The following is a 13845-nucleotide window of genomic DNA, read 5'->3' on the forward strand; positions in this document are numbered from 1 at the left end:
AGAAACAAGAAATCAGGTGCAGCCCATAGAAAACAAAGAGCCACTCGCCCACCCAGACCGTTTTTTTGAGTGCTCTTTGCAAAAACGGAACTATAGAAAACGTGAGGATGGTCCTGTACGCTTTTTATTGAAACGGGGTAGCCTCTGCCGGTAGCCTATAATCTTGCTCCGCTCTCCTGACGAGGCTGCTTCATGGCTTCTGCCCCGCCTGACCCTGATGAAACCCAAAAACATCAGCCGCCTCCGGCAGAACCAGCCGCGCATCCGCTGTTACAGAAGCAGGAAGAGGCCCCCAATGCCAAAAGCTGGATACTGACCGCCGCAACGGCATGCTGCGGGCTGTATGTGCTGGTGATGGGGATGACACAGCCGACGCCACACCCTGCGCCGCCCCCGCCTACACAGTATAATGGCTTTGTGGATGATAACCGCGGACCACACCTCAACAAACTGGCCACACCCCCACCCTATTACCCGACGCTCATGGAGCAACGGAACATTACCGGTATGGCGATAGTGGGATGCGACATTGATGAAAAAGGGAAAGCCCACGGCTGCCACATTGAAAAAGGGACCAACCCTTATTTCAATCAGGCCGGACTGGATTTTATGAGCCACGCCGTTTTCTTCCCGGCAATGCAGCACGGCAAACCTGTAAGCCACCCTTACCACCAGCGAATCAAATTTCGCATGGGGGCACCCCAGTCCACCTCGAAATATGGTCCCCCTCTTTTTACGGGTGAGCCAATATTCCTGCCGTTCCTCCCGTAAGAGTCTGTTTAAAAACTCAATAGTTGGAAAGTGATGCAAACTTTTGGGGAATGAAAAACAGAAAATTTGCAGGCTTGATAAAACGTTGTTGGAATGCCCGCCCAACACACTCAGCCCCCAGAAACGTGGCCCGGCTGATCTGGCTGACACTTCAAACAACCTGCATGAAGAAGGCAGAACCCGATTGGCAGGAGAGACTGAAAGAGCACGGGCCTTTGCCGTCTCTCCTGCGGCCGATAACCCGTTACGTTATCGGCGTTTCAGGGAAACGTGCGGCTGCCACGGCAGCTTTCTGGCGTTCAGCCAAGGCCTGCTCATCAAATTCCGCAATGATTTCATGGAACAGTTGATACCAGTTCATCTTCACCTTCAGGCGCATGAAGACTGAACCAAGCCCCACGGCAGAACGGTCCACCAGCACAAATTCGCGCGGCAGGCGGACGCCGCCCGTGCGTTGCAGACCTTCATGCACTTTTGTCAGCACTTCGCGCCCGAACACAGGGTTGCTGTCTTCCTGAATGAACCGTTCACGGTCGTCCATCAGCGGAGCGTACAGGAAGCCCGCCCATTCGTTCAGCACGTCAACCTTTTCGGGCGTCAGGTTCGTAAAGCCCCAGGCGGCGTAAGCCTCGGTCGCCATGGCTTTGTCGCCACTCTGCAAGGCCCGGTAGAGGTCAATGTTCCCCTTGATAAAGGACGGCTGGAAAATACGGATCGCCCCGAAATCCAGCAGGTTCAGCCCGTAATCATCGCGTAGGGTGAAGTTGCCCATATGCGGGTCACCATGCACCACGCCATATTGATACAACGGCAGATACCATGCACGGAACAGGGAGCGGGCAATCTTCTTTTTCTGCTCCTCGGTCAGTCCGGCTTCAATCGCGGCGTTCAGGCTACGGCCACTCACCCACTCCATGGTCAGCAGGCGATGGGTGGAGAGCTCATCAATCGGCGCAGGAACCGTGATCTCCGGGCAGTCAGCCAGAATGGCGCGATACAGCCGCATGTTGGCGGCCTCCCGCGTGTAGTCCAGTTCCTCCCGCAGGCGTTCGGCCAGTTCCTCCACCACGTCATCCTGTCGGATGGCGTTATCCAGCCGGTGGTAGACACCAATGGCCATACGGAACTGCCGCAGATCAGACTCCACGGCGGCTTTCATGTCCGGATATTGCAGCTTGCACGCCACGCGACGGCCGTCTGTCAGCACGGCCTGATGCACCTGCCCCAGACTGGCAGCCGCCGCAGCTTCCCGCCCGAAGGAGCGGAAATGTTTTTCCCACCCCGGGCCGAGTTCCGCTGCCATACGCCGGCGCACAAAGTTCCAGCCCATGGGCGGGGCATTGGCCTGAAGTTCGGCCAGTTCCTTGGCATATTCCTCCGGCAGGGCACCGGGAATGGTGGACAGAAGCTGGGCCGCCTTCATCAACGGGCCTTTCAGCCCCCCCAGCATGGATTTCAGATCTTCCGCGTGGGACGCGCCGCCAGACCGCAGGCCTATCTTGTGTCCGGCCATGCGGGCGGCAATGCCGCCTACCGTGCCCGTGGTCTGCACCATGCGGCGCAGTTCCCCGAACATGCCGCTGTTATCAAGATCACGTTCTGCCATTGCTCAGGCCTGCTCCAACTGGTCAATAAAGCCGGAAATCACATCCAGCCCCTTGCGCCAGAAATTGGGGTCGGACGCATCAAGCCCGAAGGGTGCCAGCAGTTCCTTGTGGCGCAGCGTGCCACCGGCTTCCAGCATGGCAATATATTTGTCCTGAAAGCCCGGAGTGCCATCCGTGAACACACCATACAGGGCGTTCACCAGACAGTCCCCAAACGCGTAGGCATACACATAGAACGGTGAGTGGATGAAGTGCGGAATGTACGCCCAGAACACATCATAGTCCGGGGTAAAGTTGAAGGCCGGACCAAGGCTTTCCGTCTGTACCTGCCGCCAGATCTCGCCAATGCGTTCGGGCAGCAGTTCACCGCTTTTGCGTTCGTCGTGCACGCGGGTTTCAAATTCGTAGAACGCAATCTGGCGCACCACGGTGTTGAGCATATCTTCCACCTTGCCAGCCAGCAGGGTGCGTTTGCGAGCAGGGTCCTGTTCAGCATCCAGCAGGGACTGGAAGGTGAGCATTTCACCAAACACACTGGCCGTTTCAGCCAGTGTAAGCGGCGTGTTGGACAGGAAGTAGCCCTGCCTGGCTGCCAGAACCTGATGCACACCATGCCCAAGCTCATGCGCAAGCGTCATCACATCGCGCGTGCGGCCATGATAGTTGAGCAGGATGAACGGATGCGCAGATGGCACGGTGGGGTGCGCGAACGCGCCAGGTGACTTGCCGGGCGCAGGCGGCACGTCAATCCACGGATGGGTTAGGAAGGTGTTGATCACCTTGCCCATGCGCGGATCAAACCCATCATAGGCTTTCTGCACAATCTGCTTGGCTTCGTCCCACGGGATCTTGCGGTCTTCACAGCCGGGCAGCGGTGCATTGCGGTCCCAGTGCTCCAACTTGTCCAGCCCCATCCATTTGGCCTTCAGCGCGTAATAGCGGTGCGCCAGACGCGGGTAATCCTGCCGCACGGCGGAAACCAGCGCATCCACCACCTCGTCTTCCACCATGTTGGAAAGATTGCGGGAGGATGTGGGCCGCGCATAATGGCGCAGACCATCAGAGATAGCCTTATCCTTGGCCAGTGTGTTGGTAATCAGCGCAAACAGGCGAATATTAGCCCCGAACACGGCCCCAACGGCCTTGCCTGCGCGTTCACGCACACCGCGATCAGAATCGGAAAGCCGGTTCAGCGCATCGCCAACCGTCACCTCCTCGCCATCCAGCGTGACACGCAGGGCGGCAATGGTCTCATCAAACAGGCGGGACCAGGACTGCGCTCCGGTAACGGATTTTTCCAGCAGCACCTTTTCCACCTCATCAGAAAGCTGATGCGGGCGGAACAGGCGCGTGTCACGCAGGAAAGGCTTCCAGTGCGCCAGTGCGGGGTCCTGCAACTTCTGCTCCAGATCCGCATCTTCAATGCGGTTCAACTCCAAGGTGAAGAACAGCAGATGAGCAGAGATATCGGTCAGTTTTTCATTGATGGACTGACTGAACCGGCTAATGGCCGCATCGGATGAATTGGCGGCAAACAGCAGGGAGGCGTAGGAGCCTGCCTTGCCCAGAAGCTCCTCAATGGCTTCCCCTTCCGCAATGGCCTTGGCCAGATCCGCGCCGGACAGATCTGCCAGCTTGCCCTGATACTGGGCAGCAAAGGCTTTGGCCTGTTTTTCAGCCGTAGCCAAATCCTGCGTCAGGGCAGGATCATCCATCCCGGCATACAGCGCGGAAAGGTCCCACCGGGGGAGCGCCGGAGCCTCGGCAGAGGCGGGAGAAGACACAGCCGTTTCAGCGGCCAGAGCCGGAAACTGCTGAAAACGGGGGAGAAGCGTCATGTGTTGCATGGGGCCACTGTAACGCGCAATTTTGCTACGCGCGACCCCACAGAATGCAAGACGGATCACACTGCAAACAGAACGGGCGGGGAGAAGGCTTTCGCCCCCTGCCCCGCCCGTTTGCGGTTGACCTGTTCAGTGTGCCTTGCGGCCTGTTCAGGCAGACTGTTTCTGCGCTTCCTGCGGCACCTCAAAGCCGATAATCCGCGCATAATCCTGCGGGACAATCTGCCAGAAGCGCGGCAGAACCTCATCCCACTTGTGCAGCAGCATGGTGGCGTAGGGGGAGCCCGTTTCTTCAACGTGGCGTTCCACCAATGCTTTCAGTTTATCTGCCCATTCGCCCTGTGCAACGCGCGTCCAGAGCAGAGACTCCGGATTCACCTTGCGTTCAAAGCTGTTGTCATCATCCAGCACAAAGGCCATGCCGCCGGTAAAGCCCGCGCCAAAATTGTCACCAATAGGCCCAAGAATCACCACTGTGCCGCCTGTCATGTATTCACAGGCGTTAGACCCACAGCCTTCAATCACGGCAACCGCGCCAGAGTTACGCACGGCAAAGCGCTCACCAGCCTGGCCTGCGGCGTAAAGCTCGCCCGCCGTGGCGCCATACAGCACCGTATTGCCGATAATGGCGTTCTGGTTGCACACCAGCAGCGAGGACGGAGACGGCCGCACACTGATGGTGGCGCCGGAAAGGCCCTTGCCCACGTAATCGTTGGCGTCCCCCAGCACTTCCAGCTTGATGCCCTGCACCGCAAACGCCCCCAGAGACTGCCCGGCAGAGCCGCGCAACCGCACCGTAAGGTGGCCCGGCGCCAGCGTTTTCATGCCAAACTGCCGCACAATCAGGGAGGACATGCGCGTGCCAATGGCGCGCTGCGTGTTCTGCACATTGTAGTGCAGCTGCATTTTCTCCCCGTGGTCAAACAGCGGCTTGGCATCACTGATCATCTGCGCATCCAGCGTGTCCGGCACCTCGTTCCGGCCATCCAGCGTGCAGTAACGGGCAAACGGCCCCGGATCTGCCTGAGAGAGCAGAGAGTTCAGGTCCAGATCATCCAGATAATCCGCACCACGGGAGACCTGCCGCAACAGATCGGTCCGGCCGATCACCTCGTTCAGGGTGCGGAAGCCCAGAGACGCCAGAATATTGCGCACATCTTCTGCAATGAAGGAGAACAGGTTGATCACCTTCTCCGGCGTGCCTTCAAACTTCTTGCGCAGTTCTTCATCCTGAGAGCACACACCCACCGGGCAGGTGTTGGAGTGGCACTGCCGCACCATGATGCAGCCCATGGCCACAAGGCTGGCCGTGCCAATACCAAACTCCTCAGCCCCCAGCATGGCGGCAATCACCACGTCACGCCCGGTCTTGATACCGCCATCCGTGCGCAGCTTCACGCGGTGGCGCAGACGGTTGAGCATCAGCACCTGATGCGCTTCCGCCAGACCCAGTTCCCACGGCAGGCCCGCATATTTCACGGATGTCTGCGGGCTGGCCCCTGTGCCGCCGGAATGACCGGAAATGAGGATGGCATCAGCTTTCGCCTTGGCCACACCTGCAGCAATGGTGCCAATGCCAGACCGCGCCACCAGCTTGACGGTGACAGTCGCCTCCGGATTGATCTGCTTCAGATCATAGATAAGCTGCGCCAGATCCTCGATGGAATAAATATCGTGGTGCGGCGGCGGAGAGATCAGCGTCACACCCGGCGTAGCATGGCGCAGCTTGGCAATAAGCTGCGTCACCTTGAAGCCGGGAAGCTGCCCGCCTTCACCCGGTTTAGCACCCTGCGCCACCTTGATTTCAAGCTCACGGCAGTCATTTAGATACTGCGCAGTCACCCCGAAGCGGCCGGATGCCACCTGCTTGATGGCGGAGGATGCGTTATCACCGTTCGGGCGCGGCTTGGCGCGTGCCGGGTCTTCCCCACCTTCACCGGAATCAGACTTCGCGCCAATGCGGTTCATGGCGATGGAGAGCGTTTCATGCGCTTCGGGGCTCAGCGCGCCCAGCGAAATGGCAGGCGCAATCAGCCGCTTGCGCAGCAGAGTGATGCTTTCCACTTCATCTACCGGAATAGGCGTACGCCCTTCACGGAAATCCAGCAGATCCCGCAAGGCCACAGGGGGCTGCGCCCTCACGGCATCCGCATAGCGTTTGTAGATGGTAAAACTGTCCGTGGCCACTGCGGTTTGCAGCATATGGATCAGCGTGCCATCAAACGCGTGCTGCTCCCCACTGCGCCGCATTTTATACAGGCCGCCCACCGGCAGGGCGAGGGTTGTGGCATCCCATGCCTCGCCATGGAAGGTCAGCACATTGCGGGCAATACCAGAGAGGCCGATACCCGAAATACGGGACGGCATGCCGGGGAAGAATTCCGCCGTCAGCGCGCGGGAAAGACCGACCGCTTCAAAATTGCACCCACCACGGTAAGACGCCACAATGGAAATGCCCATTTTGGACATGATCTTGAGCAGACCCTTGTCCACCGCCTTGCGGTAGCGTTCCATGCATTCACGCAGGCTGAACGTGCCAAACAGGCCCCGGCGATGCCGGTCTGCGATACATTCCTGCGCCAGATACGGGTTAACCGTGGTGGCCCCTACCCCGATCGTGACGGCAATGGCGTGTACATCAAGCGCTGTGGAGGTCCGCACGTTCAGGGACGTGAAAGTCCGCAGGGATGTACGCACCAGATGCGTGTGCACCGCGCCAGTGGCCAGAATCATGGGAATATAGGCACGGCTGGGAGACTGGTTCTCGTCACTCAGGAACACATGCGTGCACCCGCCGCGCACGGCTTCTTCCGCCTCACGCCGGATACGGGCAATGGCTTCGCGCAGCCCTGTCTCGCCATCCTTTACCGGGAAGGTGCAGTCAATCACGCAGCCAGAAGCACCGCAGAACGCCCGCAGGGATTCATACTCGCCAGAGGTCAGAACCGGGCTGGGCAGTTGCAGCATTTCACACTGGTCAGCAGACTGATCCAGAATATTGCCCAGATTGCCCAACCGGGTGGCTAGGCTCATCACCCGTGATTCCCGCAGGGAGTCGATCGGCGGGTTGGTAACCTGACTGAACCCCTGACGGAAATAATGCGCCAGACCCCGATAACGGGGAGAAAGCACGGCCAGTGGCGTATCATCCCCCATGGAGCCAATGGCTTCCGTGCCATTTTCAACCATGGGTTGCAGGATGGTTTCCAGATCTTCCAGCGTGGTGCCAACGGCCAACTGGCGGCGGCGCAGTTCCTCGCCCTGATAATTCACAGGCTCGGTCACATCAGAGCGCACAATGGAACCAATTTTCTGGATACGCCCCACCCAGGAGGAAAATTCCTGACGGGCGGCCAGAAGATCCAGCAGTTCTTCATTGCCATACAGTTTGGGTGTTTGCAGGTCCACGCCAATCACGTCACCCGGCCCAAGGCGGCCACGCTTGACCACATTGGCTTCGGGCACCCGCACCATGCCGGTTTCAGACCCTACAATCAGCAGGCCATCAGCCGTTACGGTATAGCGCAGGGGGCGCAGGCCGGAACGGTCCAGTCCGGCAATCACCCACCGGCCATCCGTGGCGCACAGGGCAGCGGGGCCATCCCACGGTTCCATCACGGCGTTGCAATAGGCAAACATGTCCCGGTGGGACTGCTTCATGGAGGAATTGCCCCCCACGCTGGCAGGCACCATCAGCGCCTTGGCCGCAGGCGCGTCCCGCCCGGAGAAGGTCAGCAGTTCAAACACGTTATCCAGAATGGCGGTATCAGACCCACCCGCCTGCACCAGCGGTTTGATATCCTCCATCCACGGGTCAAGCTCTGGATGAGACAGCCGTGTTTCATGGCTTTTCATCCAGTTGACGTTACCGGAAATGGTGTTGATTTCCCCGTTATGGGCCAGCCGCCGGAATGGCTGCGCCAGCTTCCATGTGGGGAAGGTGTTTGTAGAATAGCGCTGGTGATAAATGGCAAACCGGCTGACAAAGCGCTTGTCCAGAAGATCCGGATAGAACTCGGTCAGATGCTCGGCCAGGAACATCCCCTTGTAGATGATCGAACGGCAGGAGAGCGAGCAGATATACAGGTCCACCTGCGCCGCAATGGCCGCTTTCTCGATCTTGCGCCGGATGACGTACAGATCACGCTCAAACGCATCTTCCGCCTTGCCGGGCAGATTGCGGATCATGATCTGTTCAATTTCCGGCCGGGTGGCGTTCGCCTTTTCCCCAATGCAGGACGTATCAATCGGCACCTGACGCCAGCCGTAAATGCCGTAACCAAACGCCAGAATCTCGGTTTCAATAATCTGGCGGCACTGTTCCTGCGCGGTCAGGTCCGTCTTGGGCAGAAACACCTGCCCCACAGCAATAATGGTGCCGTCTTCAGGCTGATCACCCGTACTGGTGATGGCATCGGCAAAGAAATCCTGCGGAATTTCAACGTGAATCCCTGCGCCGTCACCCGTTTTGCCGTCAGCATCCACCGCGCCACGGTGCCAGATGGCACTCAGCGCGGCAATGCCAGCTTCCACCACATCACGCCGGCTTTTGCCATCAAGGGCGGCAATCAGACCAACGCCGCAGGAATCACGTTCATCCGCAGGGTCATACAGCCCTTCAAGCGCGGCAACGTTGTTGTCCCATGCTTCCAGAAAAGCCTCGGCGCTTTCACCCATTCCGGTGTTCGGGAGCTTGTCCATATCCATTACCCCTGCTCCGCCACGGCATCGGCCGATGCGTTTGCTTTAATCCATTTATGAATGCGTTCGGCGGCATCCCGCCCATCCCGGATGGCCCACACCACAAGGCTGGCGCCGCGCACAATATCACCCGCGGCAAACACGCCCGGCAGGGTGGTCATGAAGCTGTCCTGCCGCACCTTGAGCGTACCCCAGCGCGAAACTGCCAGATCAGGCTGCCCCCACAACTGCGGCAGGGGTTCCGGATCAAACCCCAGCGCCGTGATGACCAGATCCGCATCCAGCGTGAAAGAACTGCCTTCCAACGGCTCAACGGACTGACGGCCCGTAGGGTCCGCCATGCCCAGCTTCATGCGGGTGGCGCGCACGCCTGTCACATGGTCATCACCCAGAAACGCTTCCGGGGCGGCCAGCCAGACAAACTCCACACCTTCCTCTTCCGCATTTTTTACTTCCCGTGCGGAGCCCGGCATATTGGCCTTGTCACGCCGGTAGAGGCATTTCACGGATTTTGCCCCTTGCCGGATGGCGGTGCGCACGCAGTCCATGGCGGTATCCCCACCACCCAGCACCACCACGTTCTTACCTGCGGCATCCAGCCCTCTGGCATCATCAGGCAATGTATCACCCAGAGAACGACGGTTGGAGGCGGTCAGATAATCCAGCGCGCGTTCAATGCCGGGCAGGCCAGCACCGGGGCCACCAATTTCACGGGCCTTGTACACGCCAGTGGCAATCAGCAAGGCTTCATGCTTCTTGCGCAGGTCCGCAAACGGGATCTCGCCTTCCGCGTCTCCAACACCCTGCCCCAGATGGAAGGTGACGCCACTGTCTTCCAGCAGCCTGTGGCGGCGGGAGACAATGTCCTTCTCCAGCTTGAAACCGGGAATACCATAGACCAGCAGGCCGCCTACGCGGTCATACCGATCATACACATGCACCTGATACCCAACGGCGCGCAGGCGTTCCGCCGCAGCAAGCCCTGCCGGGCCAGCACCCACAATACCAACGGATTCCGGCCGTTCGCGCAGCGGGCGGGTGGGCTTGACCCATCCGTTCTCAAACGCGGTATCGGTAATGTACCGCTCCACAGCACCAATGGTCACGCTTTCAAAACCGGGTTCAATCACGCAGTTGCCTTCGCACAGGCGATCCTGCGGACAGATGCGGCCACAGATTTCAGGAAACGTGTTGGTGGCGGAAGAGACCTCATACGCCTCCTCCAGCCGACCGTTTGCGGTCAGCATCAGCCAATCGGGGATATTGTTGCCTAGCGGGCAATGCACGGAACAGAACGGCACGCCGCACTGGGAGCATCGGCTGGCCTGTTCCGCTGCCTTAACCGGTTTGAAATCTTCATAAATCTCATCGAAATCGGCCCGCCGGTTCTGGGCGGTCCGTTTTTCAGGCTGCTGCTGCGCAACAGAGACAAATTTCAGCATCGGTGTGGTCATGCGGCAATTCCCGAAGAAAGGGCGCGTCAAGACAGACCTCGCCCCCAGACAAGCGAACCTCAGGTAGCGCCTTACCCCATGCAATGAAAAGACAGCATTGCTGTCCTTTCTTTCTTTTTTGCCGATTCAGATCAAAATAAACCAAAAATCCTATATGATTTAAGTATCAAAACGGACCTATATACCCCTAACCTCTTATTCTGGAACCATAACACCAGATCGACCGCCGCCAGCCCGATATCGGTCCAGATAGAAGGGCACGGTGTTCTCAATACTGCGCGGCGCGATACCAAGTTCCTCAAATCCCGGCTGGTCGGGGGGCACCACATTATCCTCGGACAACATCCGCAACTGATCACGCGTGATCAGCTTGCCCGGCAGCCGCTCAAAAATACTGGCCTGCAAGGATGCCAGCGCAGAAGGCACAGTAAACAGCAGGCGGTCACGCTGCGTTTCCTTGAGCACCCACTGATAAATCTGCCGCATGGTGAGAACTTCCGGCCCGCCCAGAGACCAGATTTTTCCCGCAAGCGTGGTATCCAACGCAATGCGGGCCAGTGCCTGCGCCACGTCTCCTACAAAAACCGGCTGCACACGGGTGTTGGCGCCATAGACCGGCAAGATCGGCAGATAGCGGGCCATCGTGCCGAACAGGTTGAAGAAATGATCCTCCGGGCCAAAGATAATGGAGGGCCGCACGATCGAGGCGTGCGGAATATGGCGTCTGACAGCATCCTCCCCGGCAGCGCGACTACGCCCGTAAGCGGAAGCGGCTGAGGGAGAAGCCCCCAGGGCGGACATCTGAACAAAACTGTCCACACCGGCAGCGGCGGAAAGACGCGCCACACGCTCAGCGCCCAGCACATTCACGGCCTCCAGCCCCTGCCGGGATGTGGAGCCCAGCACACCTACCAGATTGACGACGATGGACGCGCCTTCCACCACGCAGGCCACGGAAGCATCATCCAGCACGGAGGCATAGAAAGGCGCAATCTGCCCCACCCGCCCCAGGGGGCGCAGAAGAGTTGCACGGTCGGGCCGCCTGCTGGCCACCCTTACGGTATAGCCGGCCTCGGCCAGATTCTGGACCACATACTGCCCAACAAAGCCATTGCCACCCAGAACTGTTGCTATCTTACCTGTGCTCATTCCCAAAAAACCTTCTGCTTCCCTCATCAGGGCTGGGGGCGTCCGGCACGCCTTAATCTTTTAGTGCGCGCCGTCACGTTTCGGTCCGCCCTCTGGCTCCTGCCCACCCCTTTGAAATACGGCCAAAAGCCTTTGGCAGGCGGGCGTTTCAGACTGTGTTCCATTCCACTCCACAGGGCCAGAGCGCGGCACCACACAAATCTGTCAGATATTTTTCATTTTCTCTGTTGACGGCCCCTTAAAGGCAGAGTAAATCCCCCTTCACCACCCCGGAACACTCCGGGTTGCCTCTGAGCCCAGATGGCGGAATTGGTAGACGCGCAGGTTTCAGGTATCTGTGGCCGCAAGGTCGTGGAAGTTCGAGTCTTCTTCTGGGCACCAACATATCGCAGTTTACTGCGAATGTTTACAGGGTTTGGTGTAATTTGGTCGAGTGACTGGTTCACTTACCAAATTACACCCACCCCCTCTTATTTTACAATTTTGATTTCGTAAAATGTGCGTAAGACACCCTTCGCGCCTCTGCGTGGTTGACTTTGTCTGGGTTAACCTGTCCCGCGTAAGTCAATGACAGCATAGCACTCTCCAACCCAAGACACTGCGTAAGACTCTGTCAGGTCAACCAGAGGCTATTTTTTACCACTTAGAAGCGCCAGCTTTCCCTGATGCTTTCCGGACTCCAAGCTCTCAACTCCTGTTTTTCCGCCCACAAAATCCAGCCCCTCTTTTTACGGCTGATTTTTCATACAGACTCCGGCACAGAGAGACGTAAGTTGCCTACTCTGAACACCCTTCCGGCTATGCTGACAGTGCAGATGGAATATTCATAATAAAAATAAACAAAAATAACGGATCTGCTGACATTCCGCGTCATTTCCCGATATTCTTGACTATGTCATGAGAAATTTAATCAGTGTTTATCCATAATGAATATAACGGAAACTAATTTTAATATTTTCTTTACTCTTTCTTTACCTGCAAAATATTGCCATTTTTTCATGAAACCCTAATATTCAAAGGTCACCGCGTCCTCTCCCGCCTATCCACACAGAGCTGAACATGGAAAATATGGAAAAAGCAGCCGAGACATATGCCAAGACTCTTTTTCCTGCCTTGAAGACGGCCTCTCCCATTGCGCTTCCTGATATGCAAAACGCCATGCTTGATGCCACACCAGACTGCATCAAGGTGTTAGCGCTCGATGGCACTCTTCTGATGATGAATCGCGCAGGATGTCAGGCACTGAATGTTCCGCAACATACGGGCTTTGGCATGCCGTGGCTGTCCCTTCTGCCGCCCGAAGTCCATGAGGAAGGAGAAAGGGCGCTCAAGAAAGCCGCACGCGGTGAAAAAGCCCGCTTTCAGGGCAAAAGCCGTGTGAAAGATGGATTTATGTATTGGGATAATATTCTCATCCCCCAGATTGCTGCTTCTGGAAACACGGCCACTATTTTATGTGTCTCCCGTGACATCACGCAAACCACCACACTGCGGCTGAAACTGGAGCATGCGCTTGAGCGGGAACGCATGCTGACACAGGAAATGCATCACCGCATTGGCAATCTTTTTGCCGTTGTAAACGGGCTTGTCACCCTTTCTGAAGAAGAAGCCTCACACCCTGACGCCACGGAAAGCGCAACCCATATTTTAAAAAGAAAACTCTGTGCCCTTGCCCGTGTCTCCTCTCTGGCGCGCCATGCAAAAGGGGATGATCCGCTTCAGGCCGAGGCCATGGATTTACACGGCATTCTGCAAGCCGTGCTGCAACCTTACGGAACACGCTGTGCACTGCATGGAGCCCCCATCAGCGTTGCCAAAAATGAAGTCACCCGGTTTTCCCTCATTTTTCATGAACTGGCGACAAACTCCATGAAGTATGGCGCTTTGAGCAGTTGCCATGGCCTTGTCTCCCTCGAATGGGCGCAGGAAGACCATCACCTACGTTTCAAATGGAAGGAAACGGGCGGCCCACCTGTTTCTGCCCCTCCGCATGCAGTCGGCTTTGGTAGTGGCTTGCTTGGGCGCCTTATTTCTTCTGCAAAAGGAGAGGTTACAAAAGACTGGCAGCCGAAAGGGTTGATTGTCACTCTCTGCTTCCCCCACCAACCTACGCTCCCCTCCGCAGAGCGCGTCTCGTCGGAGGCGCTCTGAACACAGGGACCAATACTCTTTCAGGTACAGGGACCATACCTCCCTTCCGATCCCGTTTGCACGACAGATTTCAGGTTTGCAGAAACCACCGCGCCAACGCACTCCCTAGCGCTGGGCACGCCAGCCTGCCCGAACAGAGCAGGCAGCTTTTCCACTTATCCCCAGATT

General features: G+C 57.7%; 7 protein-coding genes and 1 tRNA gene. 3 read left to right on the plus strand and 5 right to left on the minus strand.

The genetic code is table 11. The features are described 5' to 3' along the window. Positions 1–192: 192 nt before the first annotated feature. Positions 193–771, plus strand: coding sequence for an energy transducer TonB (locus QWU00_RS03810; RefSeq protein ID WP_006558308.1), 579 nt, complete (start codon positions 193–195; stop codon positions 769–771). A 244-nt stretch (positions 772–1015) separates the two neighbouring features. Here QWU00_RS03810 and QWU00_RS03815 read toward each other — a convergent pair whose 3' ends face one another. The 5 genes from QWU00_RS03815 to QWU00_RS03835 all read right to left on the minus strand — a co-directional run bounded on the left by QWU00_RS03815 (position 1016) and on the right by QWU00_RS03835 (position 11526). Further along, complete coding sequence (locus QWU00_RS03815; protein ID WP_006558310.1) at positions 1016–2377, minus strand: ABC1 kinase family protein; 1362 nt, start codon at positions 2375–2377, stop codon at positions 1016–1018. Between the two features lie 3 nt (positions 2378–2380). Beyond that, positions 2381–4216, minus strand: a complete 1836-nt coding sequence (locus QWU00_RS03820) for a M3 family oligoendopeptidase (RefSeq protein ID WP_035382280.1) — start codon at positions 4214–4216, stop codon at positions 2381–2383. Between the two features lie 156 nt (positions 4217–4372). Further along, entirely contained in the window at positions 4373–8929 is a 4557-nt protein-coding gene (gene gltB, locus QWU00_RS03825; RefSeq protein WP_035382281.1) for a glutamate synthase large subunit, read from the minus strand. Then, complete coding sequence (locus QWU00_RS03830) at positions 8929–10377, minus strand: NAD(P)-dependent oxidoreductase (RefSeq protein WP_035382282.1); 1449 nt, start codon at positions 10375–10377, stop codon at positions 8929–8931. Before QWU00_RS03830 ends, gltB begins: the two co-directional genes overlap by 1 nt. 195 nt (positions 10378–10572) lie before the next feature. Beyond that, the gene (locus QWU00_RS03835; RefSeq protein WP_035382329.1) at positions 10573–11526 is read right to left on the minus strand and encodes a complex I NDUFA9 subunit family protein; all 954 of its coding nucleotides are present in this window, start codon (positions 11524–11526) and stop codon (positions 10573–10575) included. Between the two features lie 294 nt (positions 11527–11820). On the opposite strand from QWU00_RS03835, the gene QWU00_RS03840 reads away from it, so the two are divergent. Beyond that, positions 11821–11907: transfer RNA gene (locus QWU00_RS03840), tRNA-Leu, on the plus strand. 678 nt (positions 11908–12585) lie between these two features. Next, on the plus strand, positions 12586–13677 hold the full coding sequence (locus QWU00_RS03845; RefSeq protein ID WP_035382283.1) for a sensor histidine kinase: 1092 nt from the start codon (positions 12586–12588) through the stop codon (positions 13675–13677). Positions 13678–13845: the final 168 nt, after the last annotated feature.

This window comes from Acetobacter tropicalis (assembly GCF_030644465.1).
Taxonomy (GTDB): Bacteria; Pseudomonadota; Alphaproteobacteria; order Acetobacterales; family Acetobacteraceae; genus Acetobacter; species Acetobacter tropicalis.